The 22,114-nt window shown below is 45.8% G+C and carries 24 protein-coding genes; 21 read left to right on the forward strand and 3 right to left on the reverse strand.

What is annotated here, in order from left to right:
• Positions 1–3: 3 nt before the first annotated feature.
• Genes Q8R38_02595 through ndhC form a run of 3 tightly spaced genes read right to left on the reverse strand, consistent with a single transcriptional unit; the run spans position 4 to position 1,308 of the window.
• A complete protein-coding gene (locus tag Q8R38_02595) occupies positions 4–456 on the reverse strand; it encodes an NADH-quinone oxidoreductase subunit C (GenBank protein MDP3790914.1) in 453 nt (150 codons plus the stop codon).
• Positions 443–913 carry an NADH-quinone oxidoreductase subunit NuoB gene (gene nuoB, locus Q8R38_02600; GenBank protein ID MDP3790915.1) on the reverse strand — a complete coding sequence of 157 codons (471 nt, stop codon included), beginning with the start codon at positions 911–913 and terminating at the stop codon, positions 443–445. The genes Q8R38_02595 and nuoB overlap by 14 nt, the downstream gene beginning before the upstream one ends.
• Before the next feature lie 35 nt (positions 914–948).
• A complete protein-coding gene (ndhC, locus tag Q8R38_02605) occupies positions 949–1,308 on the reverse strand; it encodes an NADH-quinone oxidoreductase subunit A (GenBank protein MDP3790916.1) in 360 nt (119 codons plus the stop codon).
• A 106-nt stretch (positions 1,309–1,414) separates the two neighbouring features.
• Between ndhC and Q8R38_02610 the strand changes: the two genes are divergently transcribed.
• The 21 genes from Q8R38_02610 to Q8R38_02710 all read left to right on the forward strand — a co-directional run bounded on the left by Q8R38_02610 (position 1,415) and on the right by Q8R38_02710 (position 22,114).
• On the forward strand, positions 1,415–2,911 hold the full coding sequence (locus Q8R38_02610) for an SDR family oxidoreductase (protein ID MDP3790917.1): 1,497 nt from the start codon (positions 1,415–1,417) through the stop codon (positions 2,909–2,911).
• Between the two features lie 2 nt (positions 2,912–2,913).
• The gene (gene menA, locus Q8R38_02615) at positions 2,914–3,837 is read left to right on the forward strand and encodes a 1,4-dihydroxy-2-naphthoate octaprenyltransferase (protein MDP3790918.1); all 924 of its coding nucleotides are present in this window, start codon (positions 2,914–2,916) and stop codon (positions 3,835–3,837) included.
• A gap of 3 nt (positions 3,838–3,840) precedes the next feature.
• Entirely contained in the window at positions 3,841–4,824 is a 984-nt protein-coding gene (locus Q8R38_02620) for a polyprenyl synthetase family protein (GenBank protein ID MDP3790919.1), read from the forward strand.
• A gap of 4 nt (positions 4,825–4,828) precedes the next feature.
• Complete coding sequence (locus Q8R38_02625) at positions 4,829–5,473, forward strand: bifunctional precorrin-2 dehydrogenase/sirohydrochlorin ferrochelatase (GenBank protein ID MDP3790920.1); 645 nt, start codon at positions 4,829–4,831, stop codon at positions 5,471–5,473.
• Positions 5,457–5,885 (forward strand): cytochrome c biogenesis protein CcsA, encoded by a 429-nt coding sequence (gene ccsA, locus Q8R38_02630; protein ID MDP3790921.1) that lies wholly within the window; start codon positions 5,457–5,459, stop codon positions 5,883–5,885. The genes Q8R38_02625 and ccsA overlap by 17 nt, the downstream gene beginning before the upstream one ends.
• Before the next feature lie 15 nt (positions 5,886–5,900).
• The gene (gene hemA, locus Q8R38_02635) at positions 5,901–6,947 is read left to right on the forward strand and encodes a glutamyl-tRNA reductase (protein MDP3790922.1); all 1,047 of its coding nucleotides are present in this window, start codon (positions 5,901–5,903) and stop codon (positions 6,945–6,947) included.
• Positions 6,928–7,872: a hydroxymethylbilane synthase gene (gene hemC / locus Q8R38_02640; protein MDP3790923.1), complete on the forward strand. Its 945-nt coding sequence runs from the start codon at positions 6,928–6,930 to the stop codon at positions 7,870–7,872. The genes hemA and hemC overlap by 20 nt, the downstream gene beginning before the upstream one ends.
• A gap of 5 nt (positions 7,873–7,877) precedes the next feature.
• On the forward strand, positions 7,878–9,374 hold the full coding sequence (gene cobA, locus Q8R38_02645) for a uroporphyrinogen-III C-methyltransferase (protein MDP3790924.1): 1,497 nt from the start codon (positions 7,878–7,880) through the stop codon (positions 9,372–9,374).
• An 8-nt stretch (positions 9,375–9,382) separates the two neighbouring features.
• Entirely contained in the window at positions 9,383–10,549 is a 1,167-nt protein-coding gene (locus tag Q8R38_02650; protein MDP3790925.1) for a radical SAM protein, read from the forward strand.
• A gap of 6 nt (positions 10,550–10,555) precedes the next feature.
• Positions 10,556–11,623, forward strand: coding sequence for a radical SAM protein (locus Q8R38_02655; GenBank protein ID MDP3790926.1), 1,068 nt, complete (start codon positions 10,556–10,558; stop codon positions 11,621–11,623).
• Positions 11,595–12,071, forward strand: a complete 477-nt coding sequence (locus Q8R38_02660) for an Lrp/AsnC family transcriptional regulator (protein MDP3790927.1) — start codon at positions 11,595–11,597, stop codon at positions 12,069–12,071. The genes Q8R38_02655 and Q8R38_02660 overlap by 29 nt, the downstream gene beginning before the upstream one ends.
• Positions 12,072–12,082: 11 nt before the next feature.
• Positions 12,083–12,550 carry an Lrp/AsnC family transcriptional regulator gene (locus Q8R38_02665; protein ID MDP3790928.1) on the forward strand — a complete coding sequence of 156 codons (468 nt, stop codon included), beginning with the start codon at positions 12,083–12,085 and terminating at the stop codon, positions 12,548–12,550.
• Positions 12,551–12,601: 51 nt separating this feature from the next.
• Positions 12,602–13,390: a cytochrome c3 family protein gene (locus Q8R38_02670; GenBank protein MDP3790929.1), complete on the forward strand. Its 789-nt coding sequence runs from the start codon at positions 12,602–12,604 to the stop codon at positions 13,388–13,390.
• A 5-nt stretch (positions 13,391–13,395) separates the two neighbouring features.
• Positions 13,396–15,462: a hypothetical protein gene (locus Q8R38_02675; GenBank protein MDP3790930.1), complete on the forward strand. Its 2,067-nt coding sequence runs from the start codon at positions 13,396–13,398 to the stop codon at positions 15,460–15,462.
• Positions 15,462–16,772 carry a glutamate-1-semialdehyde 2,1-aminomutase gene (hemL, locus tag Q8R38_02680; GenBank protein ID MDP3790931.1) on the forward strand — a complete coding sequence of 437 codons (1,311 nt, stop codon included), beginning with the start codon at positions 15,462–15,464 and terminating at the stop codon, positions 16,770–16,772. Before Q8R38_02675 ends, hemL begins: the two co-directional genes overlap by 1 nt.
• Before the next feature lie 123 nt (positions 16,773–16,895).
• Positions 16,896–17,432 carry a cytochrome c family protein gene (locus Q8R38_02685; protein MDP3790932.1) on the forward strand — a complete coding sequence of 179 codons (537 nt, stop codon included), beginning with the start codon at positions 16,896–16,898 and terminating at the stop codon, positions 17,430–17,432.
• Between the two features lie 11 nt (positions 17,433–17,443).
• Entirely contained in the window at positions 17,444–18,583 is a 1,140-nt protein-coding gene (locus tag Q8R38_02690) for a cytochrome c biogenesis protein ResB (protein ID MDP3790933.1), read from the forward strand.
• Between the two features lie 12 nt (positions 18,584–18,595).
• Positions 18,596–19,360, forward strand: a complete 765-nt coding sequence (locus Q8R38_02695) for a cytochrome c biogenesis protein (GenBank protein ID MDP3790934.1) — start codon at positions 18,596–18,598, stop codon at positions 19,358–19,360.
• A 3-nt stretch (positions 19,361–19,363) separates the two neighbouring features.
• Positions 19,364–19,804, forward strand: coding sequence for a Rieske 2Fe-2S domain-containing protein (locus tag Q8R38_02700; GenBank protein ID MDP3790935.1), 441 nt, complete (start codon positions 19,364–19,366; stop codon positions 19,802–19,804).
• The gene (locus Q8R38_02705; protein ID MDP3790936.1) at positions 19,782–20,858 is read left to right on the forward strand and encodes a cytochrome b N-terminal domain-containing protein; all 1,077 of its coding nucleotides are present in this window, start codon (positions 19,782–19,784) and stop codon (positions 20,856–20,858) included. Before Q8R38_02700 ends, Q8R38_02705 begins: the two co-directional genes overlap by 23 nt.
• Before the next feature lie 11 nt (positions 20,859–20,869).
• Entirely contained in the window at positions 20,870–22,114 is a 1,245-nt protein-coding gene (locus Q8R38_02710; GenBank protein MDP3790937.1) for a cytochrome c3 family protein, read from the forward strand.

The following is a 22,114-nucleotide window of genomic DNA, read 5'->3' on the forward strand; positions in this document are numbered from 1 at the left end:
TAATTATAATCTTGGCTTTGCGATGAATTCCGGATTGGAATAATTTTTTCGCAGAGGATATTCTTTCCAGTCATAGGGATTAAGTATCCGGCGAAGGTCCGGGTGGTTTAAAAAATTGACTCCGAACAGGTCGTATACCTCGCGCTCCAGCCAGTTGGCCGATTTCCAGATCCCTGTTAAGCTGCCAACATGCAGATCATCATAAGTTAAATATATTTTAAGACTTATAGCATGATGCTCGCGGATGGAATAGAGGGTATAATTTAACTCTATCTTTTCTTTTGTGTCTATCGCGGTTATGCAATGAAGATTATCAAAGGCAAGCTTGCCGCTTTTTAAATATTGCGCCACATCCAAAAGCGATTCTTTGGATATAACGATAGAACCGCTTACCGGCCCTTCTAAAGCGTCCGGAAATTTATTTATAATAGCTGCGGATATTTCACTTGAGAGCATCTTTCTCTTTCCTTATTTTTTCCTGTAGTTTCATTATCCCGAAGAGCAGATTTTCAGGGCGGGGAGGGCAGCCGGGTATATATACATCTACCGGTATACCGAGGGCATCCGTGCCCTTCGTAACAGAATAGGTGTCATAGTAGAATATGCCTCCCGATATGGCGCAATTTCCCATGGCAATAACATATTTAGGTTCAGGCATCTGCGCGTAGAGACGCTTGATACAATCGTTCATCTTGACGCATATTGTACCTGCTACTACCATGACATCGCACTGCCTTGGGCTCGCGCGGAATACTCCCGCGCCGAACCTGTCTATATCGAAACGTGAAGCGCCTGTAGCTATCATCTCTATGGCGCAGCAGGCCAGCCCGAACGTCATCGGCCACAAGGAAGAGGCCTTGCCCCACTTTAAAAGACTCTCGCTCGTTGTGAGAAATAATCCGCCTCCGGGCATCTTATTTATCAGTTTTGCTGCCGGTATTTTTTCGATTACTGCCATTCGAAAACTCCTTTTTTCCAGGCGTATATCAATCCGAATACAAGTATAGCTATAAATATCATCATTTCAATGTATGAAACTATCCCGAGGTCCCGGAATACGGTAGCCCAGGGGACTAAAAACAAGACCTCTATGTCGAATATTACGAATAAGAGGGCGACAAGATAGTAACTGACGTTAAATTGCACCCTCGCGCACCCTTTTAATACCTCGCCGCATTCGTAGGTAGCGTTTTTTTCGGGGCTCGGCGCCCGCGGACGGAGCAGCCATGACACAATAAACGCGCCCGCCACGAATACGATCCCTAAAATGAAAAAAAGGCCTACAATGCCGTAATTTCCGATAATCATATTTAAATATTATATCCATTATCGTTTTATATGCAAGTATTAAAATTAGCCACCATTTTTATTGCGAAATTGGTTTGAGTGTAATATAATCTATAGCCTATTTAATATGGCTACCACGTGGGATAATAAAGACCTTTTCTGTAGTGATCTCCCTACTAAATTCCAGCCCGGCATAGGCAGGATTTTAGTAACAGGCGCTTCCGGATATATAGGTGGAAGGCTGGTTCCGGAACTTCTGGGAAGAGGGTATAAGGTTCGCGCCATGGTGCGCAGCGCGCCGGATACTTACAGGACGCTTTGGCCACATGCGGAAGTGGCGGTAGCAGATGTGCAGAATATCGATAGTTTAAGAGCGGCGCTTGATAACATAGATACGGCTTATTACCTGATTCATTCGCTGCGCCTTGGTCCTAAGAGATTCGCGCAGGCCGATATAAATGCGGCCAGGAATTTCAGTAAAGTAGCCGAAGAGAAACACGTCAGCAGGATTATCTACCTCGGCGGCCTTGGCGATGTCCGTAGCTCCCTATCGTCTCATTTACGCAGCCGAGCCGAAGTAGCCAGAGAAATCAGGCGCAGGAAGACTCCGGTAACGGTTCTCCGGGCGGCGATAATTGTCGGAAGCGGAAGCGCCTCATATGAGATCATTCAGCATCTGGTAAGGGAGCTTCCGATAATTTTTATTCCGCGCTGGGCAAAAAACAGATGCCAGCCGATAGCCGTACGAGATATTATAAAGTATCTTGTGGGTGTATTAGAGACTCCGGAAACGTCCGGCCAGTCTTTTGATATAGGCGGCAAGGATGTTCTGACATACGAAATGATGCTCAAGACACTGGCAGAGATACGCCGCAAAAAGATCTTTTTTATACCCGTACCGTTTTCCAGTATCCGATTTTATGCCTATGGCGCGAGTCTTCTAACGCCGGTTCCGGAAGCGATTACTTCGTGCCTGATGGAGGGGTTAAAGAACGAAGTTATCTGCCAGGATAATAGCATAAGAGGGCTTATACCGTTTGAGCCGCTTTCGTATAAAGAGGCGATAATAAGGGCCATGTCCCGGGAAGAGCAAGATAAGGTATATACGAGATGGTCCGATGCCTCTACGCCGGCCTACGAATTGGCATTGAAACTCGACGAACTTAAGGGCATGCCTACCTACACTGCCAGCGACTCGATCACGACAGCAAAAGACGCCTCCCGGTTATTCGGGTCTATATGCAGGATAGGAGGAAAAGAAGGGTGGTTTCACAGTAACTGGTTGTGGCGCTTAAGGGGAGGCATAGACCGCGTTTTGCTTGGAGTAGGTTCTGCCCGCGGGAGGAGATCCGATTCGAGCCTAAAGATCAACGATGTAATAGACTTTTGGCGCATAGAAGACTTGCAGGAAAATAGACGGCTTCTGCTGCGCGCCGAGATGCGCCTGCCGGGGAAAGCATGGTTAGAGTTCAACATTAAAGAAGATGGTCCAGATAGGGTGTTGAATGTCACAGCGTACTACGACACACATAGCCTTTTTGGCAGGATATACTGGTACATGTGCCTGCCTTTGCACCATTTTATTTTTCATAATTTGATCAAAGAAATAGAGAAAAGGAGTTAGATGTGAATTTTAAGATCTGGTTAAAAGCTGTACGAATACCGTTTTTTACAGCGACAGTAATACCCGTGCTTTTCGGATATTTATTGGCATGGCGTGACGGGCATAGTTTTATATGGCACCGTTTTCTTCTCACGCTTTTCGGTGCAATATTCATTCATGCCGGTACTAATCTGGCAAATGATTATTTTGACTATCTTGCGGGTTGTGACGAAGCCAACCCTACGCCAACGCCGTTCAGCGGAGGGAGCAGAGTGATCCAAAATGGTCAAATCATGCCTAAGAAAATATTATACGCTTCTTTGCTATTTTTCATCCTGGGTTCCGGAATAGGCCTTTACCTTAATTATATATGCGGCGGGAATGTCATCCTTGTTTTAGGCGCAATAGGTGTTTTCTTTGGATTCTTTTACAGCGCCCGTCCGTTCAAGATAGGGTATGGCGGTTTCGGCGAACTCGCCACAGGCATAGGATTCGGGCCGCTTATGGTAATGGGCGCGTATTATGTGGGAGCGCAGCAGTTAACCTTCAGGATATTTTTTGCCTCCATGCCGATCGGTATCCTGATCGCCCTGGTGTTATTTATAAACGAATTTCCTGATTATATAGGGGATAAGGCGGTAGGAAAACGTACGTGGGTCGTGATTTTAGGCAAAAAGAACGCGATTTTTATTTATTATATACTGCTTGCGGCAGTATATGTTATAATAACAGCCTTAGCGTTGGCTAAATCTTTACCGTACACCTGCCTTATAGCGGTCCTTAGCTTACCGGTAGCATTCAAGGCGTTCACGGTATCCAGAAATAATTATGAAAAGATTCATGAGTTATTGCCGGTTAATGCGGCTACGATAGGGCTGCATTCAATGATAGGCATACTGCTATGTGCCGGGATAGCGATAGATAAGATTTTTGTACCCTGGAGATAAAATATGCAGTTAAAAGAAATTTATAGCCCCATCAGGAATGAGTTGACCGAGATCGAGCGGCTGATCAGGTTTAACATCGAAAACAGCCCGACCGCGTCGATAGTGAAGATAGGAGGATATCTTCTGCGCTCGGGAGGCAAAAGGCTCCGGCCGGCCCTGGTGACTTTATCCGCAAGGGCCACTTTGGAAGGCGATGTTTCGGCGTCTTCAAAACAGGTGCTAAATATAGCTTCAGCGGTTGAATTAATACATCTGGCGTCGTTGTTACATGACGACGTGATAGATCATTCAAAGATACGCCATAATAAGCCTACGGTTAATGCCAAATGGGGCGAGGATGTGGCAATTGTCCTGGGCGACTATCTCTATTCAATAGGCTTTGACCTGATATCGTCCTGCAGAAACCCGGATGTCCTTGACTGTATAAGCCGGTCTACTCGCATGATGTGCGAGGGTGAGCTTACGCAGGTTTGCGAAAGGGACAATCTCGACATATTGAAAGAACGGTACATAACTATAGTGAAGAATAAAACAGCCAATCTGTTCGCGGCATGTTGTCAGGCCGGCGTACTGGCTGTCGGCAGACACACCGCGCTGGGTATGCTAAAAGAATATGGGCTGAATTTCGGGATAGCGTTCCAGATCGTAGATGATTCGCTCGACCTGATCGGTGAAATAAAGGATCTGGGGAAAGTCCCGGGCGCTGATTTTAAGATGGGCGAGTTGACCATGCCTATATTGAACCTGCTTTCTGAAACCGAAGATAAAAGATTGGTCCGTAAACTCATTGCGCAGAAAGACAGCAAAAGGGCATTCAAAGATATAAGGAAGATGTTTATCAATTCCGGCGCGCTTACAAAGACGATAGACGATGTCCATCTCTACGCCGAAAAGGCGAAGAAGAGCCTGCGCGGATTAGCGGATTCTTCGTTCAAGCACAGCCTGTGCGCCCTGGCCGATTTTGCTGTTGATAGGATAAAGGCATGATAAGATGGCCAAATATTATCCCATAAATCTGTGCCTGAAAAATAAAAAATGTCTGGTAATAGGCGCCGGCGTAGTAGCCGAGCGCAAGATAAGACGGCTCCTGGGAAGCGGAGCTCTTGTTTCGGTAGTAAGTCCCGTTAGCACCCCCGCTTTAAAGGCTTTATGGAAAAAGAAAAAGATCGTATTTAAAAATAGGAAATTCGACTTAAGGGATCTATCTGGAGCATACATGGTAATTGCCGCCACAACCGATAGATCAGTAAACTCTGCCGCATCCTCCTATTGCCTCAAAAATAATATTTTAGTCAATGTTGTAGATTCCCCTGAAGAATGCAGTTTTATTCTGCCTTCTGTAATAAGAAGAGGGGCCTTGACTATAAGCATATCTACGGACGGTGTAAGCCCGGCATTGTCAAAGAAGATCCGCCAGGATCTTGATAAAGTGTTTGGCCCTGAATACGCCGACTATCTACGTATAATGAAAGATCTCCGGCCCAAGGTGCGGGAAAAAATAAAAAATATGAAATCCAGAAAATGTTTTTTTAAAGAAACGCTTAAAGGGCAAATATTCGATCTTCTCAGGCAGAAGAAGGTGCGGCAGGTCAAAATAAAGCTGGAGCGTATTTTAAAAAATGCAAAGGTATCTTAATCTTCATATAGCGGCCGCTTATATTAGTTACATCATATTTTTTGTGGCTTCGGTAGCCGCGGTATTATATATCATACAGGACAACGCCATAAAGAATAAGCGGACAGCCGTTATCTTCAGCCGGCTACCGAGCCTATCTTTTTTAGACAAGCTTAACTACAGGAGCATAAGTTTAGCGTTTCCCATACTTACGCTCTCGATTTTCTGCGGATTTCTTTGGTCCGAGAATATCCACGGTATCTGCTGGTGGGGTTATAATTCCCGCCAGTTCTATTCTCTTGTCCTTTGGCTGATCTATGCCCTTATCCTGCATGTAAGATTATCTGCTAAGGTGCGGGGCCGAAAAGTGGCTCTGCTGTCTATTTTAGCTTTTTTTATAATAATTCTCAGTTTATTCGGTACCTGCCCGTAGTTCGGAGAAATATATATGGATTTAGTGGTTATTGGCATAAATCATAAAACCGCCCCTGTTGAGATAAGGGAGAAATTTTCTTTCTCTGCCAGGAATATTACCGAGGCGAATCGTTTGCTTAAGGAAAGTGCTATTTTGGAAGAGAGCCTTATCTTGTCTACGTGCAACCGCATGGAGATATACGCTCTTGCGCTCCGGGATAAAGACTATGTGGGTTGCATAAAGAGCTTTCTGGGCCGGATCCATAATATTGATGTATCGGATTATGAGGATAGAATTTATATTTATAAAGGTAAAAAAGCGGTAGAGCATTTATTCGGAGTTACCGCGGGCCTTGATTCTATGGTTATCGGGGAGATGGAGATATCAGGCCAGGTTAAGAATGCCTATAAGGATGCCAGAGAAGGAAAAACTACAGGCAAGATATTGAACAGATTGTTTGAAAAAGCCCTTAATACCGCAAAGAAGATAAGAACTGAAACATCTATCGGGCGGGGGGCTGTTTCCGTGAGTTCAGCTGCGGCTATGCTTGCGAAAAAAATATTGGGTGACCTGAAGGATAAAACGGCGATGATTGTAGGTGCCGGCGCCGTCGGTGAACAACTGATCGTGTATTTGAAAAAAAACGGCATAGGTTCTATCCTGGTCGCGAACCGTACTTTGGAAAAGGCGCAAAGTCTCGCCCAAAAGTTCGACGCCACTGCTGTCGCATTCAATGATTTCAGCGAGAGATTGATCGATGTGGAGATAGTGGTCGCTTCCACCGGCGCCCCGCATTGTATCATACGCAAAGACGATATAGCGGCTCTGATGCCGAAAAGAAAACAGAGGCCGCTTTTCATCATCGACCTTGCGGTTCCGCGTGATGTGGAGTCCCAGGTTAACACCATAGACAATTCGTACCTTTATGATATAGACGATCTGCAACGGATAGTTGATGATAATATAAGCTTAAGGAAAAATGAGCTGGATAACTGTTCCAGGGTCATCGGCAATGCGGCAGATGTCTTCATAGGGTGGATGGCGAGGGAGAACATAAGGCATGAGTATAGCGGAAAATAAACGTTTTATTATAGGATCGCGATCGAGCAAACTAGCCCTGACGCAGACCAGATACGTCATGGATAAACTGAAAAAATTTCACCCCTCGCCTAATTTTGAGATAAAGACCATAAAGACGGCGGGGGATAAGATACCGGATGTGGCTTTAAGTAAGATCGCCGACAAGGGGTTTTTCACTAAAGAGATCGAGGAAGCGTTATTGAGGCGCGAGATCGACCTTGCTGTGCACAGCATGAAAGATTTGCCGACGGAATTGTCGCCACACCTAAAGATTGCCGCGGTCACAAAAAGGGAAGATCCGCGCGATGTGCTGGTTTCAAGGGAAGGATTTACTTTAAAGACACTGCCTCAAGGTTCCAGGGTGGGGACTAGTAGTCTGCGTCGTAGCGCTCAACTGCTATATATAAGAAAAGACCTGAAGATTATGGATCTGCGCGGGAATCTGGATACGCGGATAAATAAATTAGATCGCGGCATATATGACGCGATAATACTTGCCTATGCCGGCATAAAACGGCTGGGGCTTACGGTAAAGCTCTCGGCTATATCTACGCAAGAGATGTTGCCGCAGGCAGGCCAGGGCGCATTGGCCATCGAGGCGCATGAGGATAATCACGAAGTCATTAATATGGCCAAGGCGTTAGACGATGCAGATTACCATTTGGCCATCGACGCGGAGAGGGCTGTACTCTCAGGCCTGGGAGGCGGTTGCCAGGTGCCGATAGGAGTATATGCCGCAGTAGAAGGTGATATCCTACATGTAACAGCGGGCGTATTTTCACTTGATGGTAAAATGGCCGTAAGGGATGAAATTTCGGGAAAGAAAATCAATGCTCAGGCCTTAGGCCGGCAATTAGCCGAAAGAGTCCTGGAGAAAAATGGCGCACAGCAGATTCTTCGGGATTTCAGTAAAGGTATGAGGTGATATCAATGTTGAGGTCAACAGTATTTCTTGTCGGTGCAGGCCCGGGTGACGAAAAGTTGATAACTGTCAGGGGTCGAGAACTGGTAGGCCGGGCCGATTGTATTATTTATGATAACTTGGTTAATGCTCAAATTTTAAAGAACGCGAAATTTGGCTGTAAGATTATATATGTTGGCAAGAAAGCGAGCGCGCACACATTATCGCAAGATAATATAAATAAACTTCTGGTAAAAGAGGCAAGGCGGTATTGCAATGTAGTTCGCCTTAAAGGCGGAGACCCGTTTATATTCGGAAGGGGTGCCGAAGAGGCGGTATATTTAAGGAAGAAAGGAATAGATTTCCAAATTGTTCCGGGAGTCACCAGCGCAATAGCGGTTCCTGCCTATGCAGGCATCCCCCTTACAGAAAGAAGCATGACCTCGACGGTAGGTTTTATCACAGGACACGAAGACCCCACTAAGCCGGACTCGGGGGTAGACTGGAACGCATTGACAAAAGCGCTGGGTACGATGGTATTCTTGATGGGCGCGGGCAACCTTGGACTGATAGTAAAAAGGTTGATCGCAAGCGGTAAGCCTGTAGATACTCCGGTCGCCGTGATAAGGTGGGGTACTACGGCAAAACAGAAGACGGTGGCCGGTGTTTTAAGCAACATAGTCAGCCTGTCGCGAAAAAATAAAATATCACCGCCAGCCATAATAGTCGTCGGCAAGACTGTGGAGTTGAGAAAGGAATTGAATTGGTTCGAGAAGAGGCCTCTTTTTGCAAAAAGGGTGATCGTCACCCGTACGCGAGAGCAGGTCAGCGAACTTTCGTGTAAACTCCGGGATCTGGGGGCTGAAGTTATCGAGATACCTACAATCAAGACCGTATCGCTTAAATCCGATACGTTGTTAAGAAAAGCTTTTTCATCTGGGAAATACGACTGGGTATTCTTCACAAGTCAGAACGGCGTATATGAATTCGACGGATTTTTAAATAGATCCGGCAAAGACTGCCGAATGCTGTGCGAGGCGAAGATATGTGCCATAGGTTCCCAGACTGCGAAGGCATTACGCGGTATCGGCATAAGGCCCGATTACACACCACCGGAATTTACCGCGGAATCTATAGTGGAACATTTTAAAAAGATGCGTTGTCCGGGCCGAGCCCTTATTCTGCATGCTAAAAAAGCGCGCGAGGTGCTGCCGGAGGGCCTTAAAAGATCAGGATTTAAGGTAATGGCAATAGATTTGTACGATACGGTTGTGGCAAAGGAAAGTTCCATCGCCCTGAATCAGGCGTTGGCCGAATATGTAGATATCATCACATTTACCAGTTCGTCAACGGTTGAGAATTTTATTAAACTTGCCGGGAAAGATTACAAGCGTAAACTTTCCGGAGTAAAACTTGTTTCAATAGGGCCTGTCACATCAGACACGTTAAAAAAGTTCGGTTTAAAACCAGGCGCGCAGGCCAAGGTCCATACCATAGACGGGCTTGTAAAGGTATTAGTGGAGTAAAAACTAAAATGATAAATTGTACGAGATTGCTTTCTGGTAAAAAAGGTTTTTATGACGAGATCCGTTATGCTAAGGGTAAGCCCGCGGACACTAACCGGCCGATAGTGGTATGGAATACCACCAAAAGCTGTAATTTACAGTGTGTCCATTGTTATTTTGATGCTCACGCAAAGAAAGACAAAGGCGAACTTACGACTGAACAAGCAAGGACCATGATCGACGATATTGCGGCCTTCGGCGCGCCCGTATTCTTATTCTCCGGCGGGGAACCTTTTATGCGCGAGGACCTGTTTGACCTCGGCAAGTATGCGTTATCCAAAGGATTGCGCACGGTAATATCCACTAATGGTACTCTGATCACCAAAGATACCGCTAAAAGAATAAAGGATGCAGGATTTTCATATGTGGGCATCAGTCTGGACGGACTGGAGGCTGTGAATGACAAGTTCCGTAAAGCGCCGGGAGCTTTTAAGAAAACATTAGAAGGGATAAGGAACTGTCACTCATGCGGGGTGCGCGCGGGATTAAGGTTTACTATTAATAAGCATAGCTTCCGTGATATGGCCGGCATATTCGACCTGATCGAAAATGAAGGCATCAAACGAGCCTGTTTTTATCATCTGGTATATTCAGGCAGGGGAAGTGCAATGATAAAAGAAGACCTGACTAAGGAAGGGTCACGGGATGCCCTGGACCTTATCTTTGACAGGACTATAGACTTAAGCCGTAAAAGCGAAGATACGGAAATCCTTACTGTGGATAATCACGCGGACGGTGTCTATCTGTATCTGCGCCTGAAGAAAGAAGGCAAAAAGCGCGCGGACGAGACACTTGAGCTTCTAAAAATCAACGGAGGCAATAAATCAGGCATCGGTATCGCGGACATCGACAATCTTGGCTTTGTCCACCCAGATCAGTTTTGGAGGCATTATTCTCTGGGCAATGTAAGAGAAAGGAATTTCAGTGATATATGGTCCGATGAAAGTGATGCCTTACTGCATAATTTAAGGAATAGGCTTCATCTATTAAAGGGAAAGTGCGGCCGCTGTCACTTCCAGGATATCTGTGCCGGAAATTTTAGAGTAAGGGCAGAGGCGTTTTATGGCGATGTGTGGCAGGAGGATCCGGCCTGTTATTTGAGCGAAGAAGAGATATTGAGTGTAAGAGAGGATTAGCTTAGGATGGCCCAAAAGCGACCGAAGGAAACTCCCAAGAGGAGACAGAAAGTAGATCTAAGGTTAGTTGCGTGGGAATTGACACGCAGCTGCAACTTAGCCTGCAGTCATTGCCGGGCGTCAAGTAAGCATGGGCCGTATCCGGATGAATTGACCACCGAAGAATGTTTTAAGGTCATCGACGATATTGTTTCATTCAGTAAGCCCATTATCATTCTCACGGGCGGTGAGCCGTTATTAAGAAAAGATATTTTCGAGATCGCCGGATACGGGAAAAAGAAGGGGCTTACCATGGTGATGGCGCCTAACGGCACGCTCTTAACCGAAGAGAATGTCAAAAAAATAATTAGCTCGGGTGTAAAAAGGATCTCGGTCAGCCTGGACGGCCCTGATGCCGGCTCTCATGATAATTTGAGGCAGGTTCCCGGTGCCTTCAATACTGCCTGTGACGGAATAGCAAGAGCAAAAATAGCCGGTCTTGAATTTCAGATAAATACTACCGTCACCAAAAGAAATATAAAGCTGCTTCCCCGGATAATCAAATTGGCCAAAGACCTTGGAGCGAAGGCGCACCACATCTTTCTTCTTGTGCCAACGGGTCGGGCAAAAGAGATGGCCGAAGAAGAGTTGTCGGCATCGGAATATGAGGAAACGCTTAAATTGTTAGCGAGGGAGAAGAAGGGTTCTTCTTTGGAGATAAAGATAACCTGCGCTCCACACTTCAACCGCGTTTTGCTGCAGGAACACGCGGCCGCCGCGCCCAGCCTGTCCGGCAGGGGGTGCATGGGAGGGGTAAGTTTTTGTTTTATCTCGCATGTAGGCGACGCGCAGCCGTGCGGTTATCTTGAAATCAAATGCGGCAATATACGCAAACAAGCCTTTAAAGACATATGGCTTGAGTCCGAAGTATTTAATAATATCAGAGATTTCGGACAATATAAAGGTAAGTGCGGCGTCTGTGAATTTAAAGCCGTCTGCGGAGGATGCCGCGCCCGCGCTTATGCAAAATACAGTGATTATTTAAGAGAGGAACCTTATTGCACATATGAGCCAAAGTTTCCTGTCAAAAAATAGATTAAGCTTGCTGGACAGGCGCATCCTGAACCGACTTCAGGAAGATATTCCGTTTGTAGAAAAGCCTTGGGCATTGATAGCGCAAGAGCTCGGGATCAAGGAAGATCATCTTCTGGGGAGGGTCATTTTTTTTAAAGAGAAGGGCATAATCCGCAGGATAAGCGCGGTCTTCTCTCCGCGCAAAATTAATTTTACCTCTACCCTGGCAGCGGTAAAAGTTACTCCGGGCAATATCGGGAAGATAGCAAAGAAGATAAATTCCTACCATGAGGTTACCCATAATTACAGACGAACCGGTGAATACGATCTTTGGTTTACACTGGTGGCTAAGGATAAGAAGAGGATCACACACATCCTGCGCCGGCTTAAGATGGATAAAAATATCGAAACAATATCAGAGTTTCCAATGGTAAAATTATTTAAAATAGATGTAAAGTTCTACACCTGAAAGTATATCCGATGCCCTCGAAACTCGACAAAGTAATAATAGGTTTAATTTCACGGGACATGCCTTTAACAAAAAAGCCATTTAGGGATTTGGCCGCCTCACTTGGTATTGATGAGGGTCTTTTGCTCGAAAGGATACGATCGTTTAAAAAAAACGGGCTCATGCGCAAGTTCGCAGCGATCCTTAACCACAAAAAAATAGGTTTTCGGTATAATGCGATGGTGGTCTGGAATGTCCCGCAAAAATTTGTTGATAAGGCGGGCAGGGCAATGGCTTCATTTGACGAAGTAAGCCATTGTTATCAGAGGGAAAAAAGAAATGGCTGGAATTATAATTTGTATTCCATGATACATGGCAGGACCAAGGAAGAAGTTTTCAGCGCAGTTAAAAAAATATCTGTCAGATTAGGGGGAAATTTTGAGCATAAAGCCTTGTTTTCATTTAAAGAAGAAAAGAAGACGGGAGCCAAATATTTATAAATATTGCTTGACGTTTTTTAGAAATATGCTACAATTCTTTACAAAATAATTATGAAAAATTGGAATAGATATATATTTATCTTTTGCACAGCCGTGGTATTTGGAACAGCCGCCGTAAGTTATTGCGCCGCCCGATCAGAAGGTGATGCTGTCGAGCAGCCAGGCAAGATTGCCGGCGCGACATATGTGGGCATGGAAACATGCGCCATGTGTCATGAAAAGATAGCGAAAAATTTTAAGAGATCCGACCATGCGCGTATAGTCGTCGCTTCCAAAGCTAAGGAAGGGCAAGCGTGCGAGACTTGTCATGGGCCGGGCAGCCTGCATGCCGATGCCCAGACAAAGGCCGAGAAGCACGCCACCATAATTAATCCTAAGAAAACCCCCGAAACTTGTTATCAGTGTCATATGGATAAAAAAGCCTCTTTCAACCTGCAATATCACCATCCTGTGCCCGAAGGTAAAATGAGCTGTGCTGATTGCCACGATCCGCACGGAGAAGATGCCATCAGGCCGAACACAAATCGGTCTCTTTCACCCAAGAATGCCGTATGCGCCAAGTGTCATAAGGACCAGACGATGGTTTTTGCTTACGAACATGATGCGTTGAGAGAAGGCTGTACGACATGCCATGATGTGCATGGCTCGATAAATGATAAGATGCTTGTAGAAAGAGATGCTACCCTCTGCCTAAAGTGCCATTTCCAGGCGAATTTTCCTTCAACAGGTAATATTGGCAATCGAGGGCATGCGACTTCTGTAAATCGCGGTCCGTGCTGGAGTGGCGGTTGCCATACGGCAGTGCACGGTTCAAATTATAATGACCATCTCAGAATATAGTTAATATGAAGAAGAAAATAATATCGATAGTCTGTATAAATTTTACCTTACCTGTATTACTATGCTCTTCATTGGTTTATGCGGGCGTATCAGAAGCGGGCGGTAATGGCGTAATCTACCCTTCGGTATTATCGGTAGTTTCAGTCGGGGACAATGAAAAATTCCAGGAAGATCATTGGATGACGAACAATGTTCAGGGGGGCGTGTCCGATTACAACTATATCAACGAAGATCAACACGGCGGTTCTATTGTCGCCGACGGAAGGGTGGTCGCGGGCAATAACGACTATCTCTTTAATTTTGACTTAAAAAAAGAGGGGATAGGCAGCCTTATCTTCGATTTCAAACAGTTCAGGAAATATTATGACGGCACCGGAGGGTTTTTCTCTAACTTTGCGCCCACAGCTGCGTCTCGCTCAACTTATCTCGAGGCAGACAGAGCGCTTTTTCTGGATATAGGCAATTTTAAGATCGAAGGCACTCTTTCAAAAGAAGAGAACGCAAAATGTATCTTTTTATACGAGCGGGAGTATAGGCAGGGCACAAAGTCTTTGACAAGCTGGGGCAGTGTGGTCGAAGGCGGGACAACTCGAAATATATTGCCTACTTTCCTCGAAACCGATGAGATCGTGGATAAATTTGAGATGAAGATCGAGCATACCACACCAAGCGGTATAGAGGTATCTGCGGAACAAGGGTATGAGAAGGTAAGGGTTGCCAACCAGAAGGTCAATAACCGGACCTATAATCTGGGTACCGGAGTATTTTCAAGCATCAGGTATAAATACGAAAATCTGAACGCCGATATTTATACAACGATATTGCGCATATCTAAGGAGTTGAATGAAAGGGTCTTTTTGTCTATCGCCTTCCTGGAGGACTATAATGTCGGCAAGACAGAAGAAGTTATAACCGATACCTTGGCCCCCGGACTCGCCTCCACTGCCGAGAACCATCCTTTAAACCCGCAAAAGGTGCGTCAAAATCAGGTTAGCGTCCTTCCTAAGGCGACTATTTTACTATTAGAAAATTTGACGATGGATGTGGGGCTGAAGTGGGAGTGGATAAAGACGAAGGCTGTTGGAACTTATAATAAGAACAGGGCAACCGCCACCGTAACAGATGAGTTTGTGGATCTTGAGGTTAAAAAGGATGATAACCATATTGGGGAAACCTTTGGTCTTAAGTACGATGGGATGAGAGACGTAATATTTTACGCGGATGGTGAACTCGAACAGCAGCTACGAAACGAAGATGAATCGCAGAGATCCTTCGGTCCTCAACCGGTTGGCACTGATAATTTTTCAAGAGACCAGAATATCCTTAGCCTTGATTACGATGTCACGTCAGGTTTTAAATGGTACCCTATATCGAAGGTCAATGTTACAGCGGAGTTTAAATATAAACATGGCACGCGGGACTACACATTTCTTAGCACCACAAAGGCGGGCGACGTTGTAGGCGGCTACAGGGGTTTTCTTGACGAAATTGAGTACACCTCATACAAGCCTCTCGTTATGTTTAACTGTAAGCCTTTTAGATGGCTCGCCTGCAATTTTCGTTATGCTTTAGATACAACGGTCTACGGAGTACGGACACCGGCTGCCGAGGCTACCGAAAAAGCTCAATACCTGGCGCATATCTATTCCGCGGGAGCCACGCTTACGCCGAAAGATTGCCTTTACATGACATTGTTTTACCAGTACAAACAGGCGTCAACCGAGACACAGGCAAATGGTAACGGCGGTTCGGTGGAAAGAATGCCTACATATAACGCGAGTTTCAGGACGTTGAGCGCCTCATGCGGATATTCACCGGTTAAGGATATTACACTAAAAGGCGACTACTCGTTCTCCAATGCCGATAACTTTAATGACTTCGTGAATATAGGGTTGCCGCTCGGGCTGGATAACTTTTCACAGGACGCCTCTATCGGAATTGAAAAAAAGCTCCGCGGCGACTGCTCCGTAGAATTCAAGTATGACTTCACGCAATATCACGAAACCTCTAACGGCGGTATCGATGATTACGAAGCGCATCTTTTTTATACCGGATTAAAGATGAAATTTTAGTGAAATCCCGCAATAATGGAAAAAAAAAGTTCAAAAATTCCGCAAACCTTTTTAAACTAGCCAAGAAGTTTATTCCAGGAGGAGTAAATAGTCCCGTACGCGCTTTTAAGGCCGTTGGTACAACGCCTCTCTTCATTTCCAGGGGCAAGGGCGCGTATGTCTATGATGTGGATGGTAATAAATTCATCGATTATGTCATGTCATGGGGTCCTCTTGTTTTAGGCCATGCCGATGAGAGAGTGGTCGGGCCGGTAGCCAAGGCTTTAAAGCGAGGCACCAGTTTTGGCGCTCCGACCAAACAAGAAATAGAGTTAGCGCGGTTAGTGACCGACATCTACCCCTCTATTAAAAAAGTCCGGCTCACTTCTTCCGGGACCGAGGCTGCGATGAGCGCTATCAGGCTTGCTCGCGGATACACCGGCCGTGAGAAGATATTAAAATTCGAAGGCTGTTATCACGGCCACTCAGATAGCCTTTTAGTTAAAGCGGGTAGTGGCTTGGCCACTTTTGGGGTTCCTTCCTCTGCAGGCGTGAACAAAAATGTCGCCAGGGACACGATTACAATCCCATTCAATAGTATAGAAAAATTCGAAAAAGCTGTCGCGAAGGAAAAAGATAATATCGCCTGCGTTATTGTTGAGCCTATACCGGCAAATATGGGCGTTGTGTTGCCCGGGCCGGGATTTCTTAAAAAGTTAAGACAGGTAACGAAAGAAAGCGGTATCGTCCTGATCTTCGATGAAGTAATAACGGGTTTCCGCGTGGCCCTGGGTGGGGCGCAGGAGTTTTTAGGGGTATCTCCGGATCTAACCATACTGGGTAAGATTTTGGGAGGCGGCTTTCCCATAGGCGCTTTTGGCGGTAAGCCCGAGATAATGGATCTTCTATCTCCCGATGGTCCGGTATATCAGGCCGGCACTCTGTCAGGGAATCCCGTGGCTGTCGAGGCAGGTCTTGCCACCATACGTATTTTAATGAGCAATAAGGTGTATGATAAACTGCGGAATTTGGGGGATGCGCTTGAGTCGGGCTTTCGGCGGATCATCGCACGGCAGGCGCAGGGTGTAACATTGCAGAGATGTGGTTCTTTGTTCACTCTTTTCTTTACAGAAAAAAAGGAGATATTAAATTATCAGGATGCGTTGGCGTGCGATACAGATGCATTCGCGTTATTTTTTCGCGGGATGCTTGAGCGGGGTATATATCTTGCCCCTTCGCAATTCGAGGCAAATTTTATTTCCGCTGCGCACACCCTGCGCGAGATAGAGAAGACTTTAAAAGCGGCAGAAGCCGCGTTTTTAAAAGAATAAAATAGACGGTGTCATTTATCATGGTATAATATTCAAAATATCAGGCCGGGGCTGTGCAAGTAGATATCGACTATACCAGCCCCGGCCTGTACAAATAGAGAAATAGACAAAGGGGAGGAGAAAGTGCGTAAATTGTTTTTTTGGATAGTAGTGATGTCGGTTTTTTGTGCGATTGGTTATGTCTGGGCAGAAGGGCCTCATAAATATGTGGGAGTGAAGAAGTGTGCGATGTGTCACAAATCCGAATCAAAGGGGAACCAGTATGGCCAATGGCTTGCTTCTGCGCACGCCAAGGCCTATGAAAGGCTCGCAAGCCCCGAGGCGCTGGAATCGGCTAAGAAGAAAGGTATCGCGGGTAACCCGCAGGAAGCCCCCCAATGTGTAAAATGCCACGTTACCGGTTATGGCGAAGACACCAGCCTGTTTGCCGAAAGTTTTGTAAAGACGGATGGTGTCCAGTGCGAGACTTGCCATGGAGCGGGAAGCGACTACTTGAGCTTAAGCGTGATGAAGGACAGGGCAAAGGCCATAGCGGCAGGCCTTATTATTCCGACTAAGGAGCTATGTGTCAAATGTCATAACCCGGAGAGCCCGAATTATAAAGAATTTAATTACGACGAATATGTTAAAAGGATAGCTCATCCGAGGCCGAAAGAATAAAGAATAAAAATATGTCTTTAAAGCAGACCAGGGTCTGGAAGTTTTTTTCTTCGATAAAGCTGGCCATATGGTTACTCGCTATAATCGCCGCGCTTTCTTTGCTGGGCACATTTATCCCGCAAAATCAGGAAGCCTCCTTTTACATCGATAAATATGGACATTCTGGGTATAGGGCCTTGCTGGAGACCGGCCTAACCGACGTCTATTCTTCTTTCTGGTTTGTACTTCTCCTGGTGCTTTTCTCAATAAACCTGATCGTGTGTCTTATAAACAGGATCTCCCTTAAGATGCGCATGCTGGGGTCTATACTATCCCACGCCAGTATCCTGATAATATTGATAGGTGCTCTTATAGGCATATTCTTCGGCCAAAAAGGGCTTGTAAAAATAAGCGACGGTGAAGAGGTGAGTTCTTTTACCACCCAGGATAAAAAGCGTGTTGACCTGGGGTTTTCGGTAAGGCTTGATAAATTTATCTATAGCGAGCACATCGACCCGAAAGAAAAATTATTAGTTTGTCCCGTTAAAAATACCGTCTCTAATGGGGCTGATTCCCCGCAAAGTGATGCATGCTGCAGTAAAGATAGCCCTCAAAGTTCCGGCAAGAACCAGGGTCTTATAGCGGAGATCCCTACTGAAATAGGCGTAGAGCATGATATTGCGGACACTGGGTATAAGATAAAGATTCTGCGTTACATCCCTGATTTTGCTATAGATACTGTCACGAAAGTAGCAGCGAGCCGATCGGCTAAGGCAAATAATCCCGCGATACAGGTTCAACTTAATGATAAGGCCGGTCAAGTCTCCACATTCTGGGTATTTGCCCGCTTTCCCGACATGCATCAGAAGATGGACCAAAGGTTTAAATTCACATATCATTGGATCGGCCGTCGGCCGAAAGATTTTATCAGCAAAGTTACCATATTGAAGGCCGGCAAGGAGATTATAACTAAAGATATACGCGTAAATGAACCGCTTCGTTTCGGCGGATATACTTTTTTTCAGTTCAGTTACGATGCCGAAGATCTTAAGTGGTCGGTCCTTCAGGTAGTTAAAGATCCCGGCGTGGGTGTGGTTTACGCCGGATTTATTATGCTCATAGCGGGTCTCATTATCATATTCTATGTCAATCCGCTAACCAGGGGGAGATAAGAGATGTCGGCCATGTATATTAATTTCAGTTTCGCGGTATTTTTTTTAGCCATGATTTTATATGCGGCAGGGCTCTTGTTCAAAAATAAGGCGCTCCCGTTGTTAGCAAAATCTCTCATGGCCTGCGGTATCCTCAGCCTTTCACTATATATAGGTATCCGCTGGCAGGTTGCCGGCAGGCCGCCATTCAGTAATATGTTTGAATCGCTGGTCGTGCTCAGCTGGGCTATCGCCATTACTTCTGTTTTTATCGATATAAAATACAGGATTAAGAATATTGCGGCATTGACGGCTTTGATGAGCTTGCTGGCGATAGGATATGCTTCGTTATTAGATAAAGAAATAGTCCCCCTCCTGCCTGCTTTGAAAAGCAACTGGCTTTCCATCCATGTCTTGACCTGCTTCATCGGATATGCTGCTTTAACCGTAGCTTTTGTTTCAAGCGCCGTGCTTTTGTGCAGGAAAAAAGAGGATATAAGTCTGGATATTGTAAGTTACAAGATGATAACATTCGGATTTTTATTCCTTACACTGGGCATCATCAGCGGCGCCATATGGGCGAATTCTGCGTGGGGCACTTACTGGAGCTGGGATCCTAAAGAAACATGGTCTTTGATTACCTGGTTTGTCTACGCCATCTATTTACATATCCGTCTGACGAAAGGATGGAAGGGAAAGCCAGCGGCCTGGCTATCGGTGGCGGGGTTCCTGGCAATGCTCTTTACCTATTTCGGCGTAAATTATCTATTGCCGGGTTTACATAGTTACTCGGGTTAATACATGGTACAGAAAAAAATTACCAGACGTGAATTTATAAATTACATTTTAGGCGGATCCCTTTTGGGCCTGGCGGCAAGCGCCGCGTACTCGATATTCCGTTACATAACACCCCCCGAAGGCACAGAGACCGCAGTTTCGAGCGCAGTAGCGGGCCGAAAAGGAGAATTGGCTCCCAATTCCGGCAAAATATTTAAATTCGGGGATAAGCCCGGTATATTGATAAATACTTTAGGCGGTGAATTATTAGCCTTTAATGCCGTTTGCACTCATCTAAACTGCACCGTCCAGTATGATCCGCAGGCGGCTTGTATCTGGTGCGCGTGCCATAACGGGCGTTTCGACCTGAACGGCAAGGTGATCTCCGGCCCACCGCCCCGTCCTCTGGAAAAATACGATGTTAATATAAGGGGGGATGATATTGTCGTTTCAAAAAATATATAATTGGTTTGATGAGAGATACCAGATCTCCGGCGTCAGGGATTTTCTCGCGAAAAAGACCGTGCCCGTACATAAGCATTTCGTATGGTATTATTTCGGCGGCATAACGCTGTTTCTATTTCTGGTTCAGGTTGTGACAGGAGTGCTCCTGCTTTTTTACTACAAGCCAACCGCCTCCGAGGCGTTTGAGTCTGTAAAATTCATAATGACCAAAGTTGAATTTGGATGGCTTATACGTTCCATCCATTCCTGGAGCGCTAATCTGATGGTTTTTTCGGCGTTTGTGCATCTCTTTTCTACATTTTTTATGAAATCATACAGGCCGCCGCGTGAGGTGACATGGGTCACGGGCGCATTCCTGTTTTTTATTGCAATGGGACTGGGATTTACAGGGTATTTGCTGCCATGGAACGAGCTTTCATTTTTTGCCACCAAGGTCGGCACCCAGATAGCCGGTTCGGTACCGGTAGTGGGATCATACCTTCGGACCGTACTTCGCGGTGGAGAAGAGATATCGGACGCCACTATAACAAGATTTTTTGCATTGCATGTCATGGTGCTTCCTATTGCTATTGTAGCGATGTTGGGACTGCACCTGGCAATGGTACAGGTTCAGGGGATGAGCGAACCGCTTTCGGTAGCTAAAAGTCCCGAGAAGAAGAGCATGAAGTTCTTTCCTAATTTTTTTTTGAGAGACATAATCGTTTGGCTATTAATATTTGCCGGGCTTCTTGCTTTAAGTGTTATGTTCCCATGGGAGTTGGGCAAGAAAGCAGATCCTTTTGCACCTACCCCGATCGGCATAAAACCTGAATGGTATTTTGTATGGATGTTCCAGACGTTGAAGATAATCCCGTCCAAGATACTATTATTTGACGGTGAAGTGCTCGGTATTTTAGCGTTTGGCGCGGCCGGACTCGCATTGGTTATACTCCCCTTTATGGATATCTGGGCCAGACGTGAAAAGCGCAACCCTTTATTATCGATCTTGGGCGTTTGCGTTATATTATATATGCTAGTAATGACTTATCTGGCGTACTTCGGTCCGCAAAAGTGATGAGGGCATTAATGTATAAAAAACTTATATTCATATTCATTATCGTTTTAGCGGCGTCTTTCGTTGTAAAGTCCGAGGCGGCGGCAAAGGATTATTGTATCGAATGCCACAAGTCATTAGAGGCAAGTGCGAAAGAGCCTACAGACAAGATTGAAGGGGATGTTCATTTCAAACGCGGCCTTTCATGTTCCGACTGTCATGGTGGTGACTCCACAAAAGAGGATTTTACGGAGGCAAAAGATACAGGCAAAGGGTTTATCGGAAAGCCGAAGAGAAACGATATCCCTTTATTCTGTGGCAAGTGCCATGCCGACCCCGCGTATATGCGAAAGTTCAATCCAAACATCCAGACAGACCAGCTTGCAAAATATAATGAAAGCCAACACGGAAAATTGAATGCCCAGGGTGATCAGAAAGTCGCTGTTTGCGTAAGCTGTCACGACGTTCACGGAATAAGAGAGAAGAATGATCCTTTGTCACCGATATTCATAACGAACGCGCCGAAACGCTGTGCGTCTTGCCATGCCGATAAAGAATACATGAAAGAATATAGTATACCGACGAACCAGATGGAGGAATACGAGCAGGGCGTTCATGGGGAAGCGCTGCTGAAGAAAGGCGATCGCGGCGCACCCGCCTGCCATAGTTGTCACGGTTCTCATGACGCGGCACTGCCTCGGGCTATCGCTGTCGGCAATATCTGTGCCCAGTGCCATTCGCTGACACGGGACCTTTTCGCAAAAAGCCCGCACAAAGCGGCTCATGATAAGCTGGGGATACCCGAATGTGAAGCTTGCCACGGAAATCATAAGATCGTCCGCACATCCGATGACATGCTCGGGACAGGCGAAGGAGGCGTGTGTGTAAAATGCCATAAGGAGGATTCTGCCGGGTACGCCGTAGCCACGCTGATGAAGAAGGTTATATTAGGATTAAAGGGCGATATAGAAGCTTCGCAAGCTATAGTTGAGGATGCCGAAAAGTACGGCATGGAGGTCTCGGATACAAAATTCTATCTGGATGAGGCAAAAAATTCCCTAACGAAATCACGCACCTATATACATACCTTTTCAAAAGATAGCGTAGACAGAATAGTGAAAGACGGCATAAGTTCAGCAGATAAAGCAAAGGATAAAGGCAAGCTCGCTATAAGTGAGCTTGGTTTCAGGCGTAAGTGGCTTGCGGTTGTAGTCGGTATAATATTATTGCTGGCATTTGCGGTTTATCTCAAAATCAGGGGGATGGAGAAGAAATAA

Source organism: Candidatus Omnitrophota bacterium (assembly GCA_030695905.1).
Taxonomy (GTDB): Bacteria; Omnitrophota; Gorgyraeia; order 2-01-FULL-45-10; family 2-01-FULL-45-10; genus CAZHPY01.

What these genes read in the sequence shown, in the direction of transcription:
- hemA (MDP3790922.1), top strand. Translation starts at nt 5,901, where the DNA reads ATGGATTTAGTGGTTATTGGCATAAATCATAAAACCGCCCCTGTTGAG.
- Q8R38_02610 (MDP3790917.1), top strand. Translation starts at nt 1,415, where the DNA reads ATGGCTACCACGTGGGATAATAAAGACCTTTTCTGTAGTGATCTCCCT.
- ndhC (MDP3790916.1), bottom strand. Translation starts at nt 1,308, where the DNA reads ATGATTATCGGAAATTACGGCATTGTAGGCCTTTTTTTCATTTTAGGG.
- Q8R38_02655 (MDP3790926.1), top strand. Translation starts at nt 10,556, where the DNA reads ATGGCCCAAAAGCGACCGAAGGAAACTCCCAAGAGGAGACAGAAAGTA.
- Q8R38_02695 (MDP3790934.1), top strand. Translation starts at nt 18,596, where the DNA reads ATGTATATTAATTTCAGTTTCGCGGTATTTTTTTTAGCCATGATTTTA.
- Q8R38_02700 (MDP3790935.1), top strand. Translation starts at nt 19,364, where the DNA reads ATGGTACAGAAAAAAATTACCAGACGTGAATTTATAAATTACATTTTA.
- Q8R38_02650 (MDP3790925.1), top strand. Translation starts at nt 9,383, where the DNA reads ATGATAAATTGTACGAGATTGCTTTCTGGTAAAAAAGGTTTTTATGAC.
- Q8R38_02620 (MDP3790919.1), top strand. Translation starts at nt 3,841, where the DNA reads ATGCAGTTAAAAGAAATTTATAGCCCCATCAGGAATGAGTTGACCGAG.
- Q8R38_02660 (MDP3790927.1), top strand. Translation starts at nt 11,595, where the DNA reads ATGAGCCAAAGTTTCCTGTCAAAAAATAGATTAAGCTTGCTGGACAGG.
- Q8R38_02595 (MDP3790914.1), bottom strand. Translation starts at nt 456, where the DNA reads ATGCTCTCAAGTGAAATATCCGCAGCTATTATAAATAAATTTCCGGAC.
- ccsA (MDP3790921.1), top strand. Translation starts at nt 5,457, where the DNA reads ATGCAAAGGTATCTTAATCTTCATATAGCGGCCGCTTATATTAGTTAC.
- cobA (MDP3790924.1), top strand. Translation starts at nt 7,878, where the DNA reads ATGTTGAGGTCAACAGTATTTCTTGTCGGTGCAGGCCCGGGTGACGAA.
- nuoB (MDP3790915.1), bottom strand. Translation starts at nt 913, where the DNA reads ATGCCCGGAGGCGGATTATTTCTCACAACGAGCGAGAGTCTTTTAAAG.
- Q8R38_02675 (MDP3790930.1), top strand. Translation starts at nt 13,396, where the DNA reads ATGAAGAAGAAAATAATATCGATAGTCTGTATAAATTTTACCTTACCT.
- Q8R38_02665 (MDP3790928.1), top strand. Translation starts at nt 12,083, where the DNA reads ATGCCCTCGAAACTCGACAAAGTAATAATAGGTTTAATTTCACGGGAC.
- Q8R38_02625 (MDP3790920.1), top strand. Translation starts at nt 4,829, where the DNA reads ATGGCCAAATATTATCCCATAAATCTGTGCCTGAAAAATAAAAAATGT.
- hemC (MDP3790923.1), top strand. Translation starts at nt 6,928, where the DNA reads ATGAGTATAGCGGAAAATAAACGTTTTATTATAGGATCGCGATCGAGC.
- Q8R38_02710 (MDP3790937.1), top strand. Translation starts at nt 20,870, where the DNA reads ATGTATAAAAAACTTATATTCATATTCATTATCGTTTTAGCGGCGTCT.
- Q8R38_02670 (MDP3790929.1), top strand. Translation starts at nt 12,602, where the DNA reads ATGAAAAATTGGAATAGATATATATTTATCTTTTGCACAGCCGTGGTA.
- Q8R38_02690 (MDP3790933.1), top strand. Translation starts at nt 17,444, where the DNA reads ATGTCTTTAAAGCAGACCAGGGTCTGGAAGTTTTTTTCTTCGATAAAG.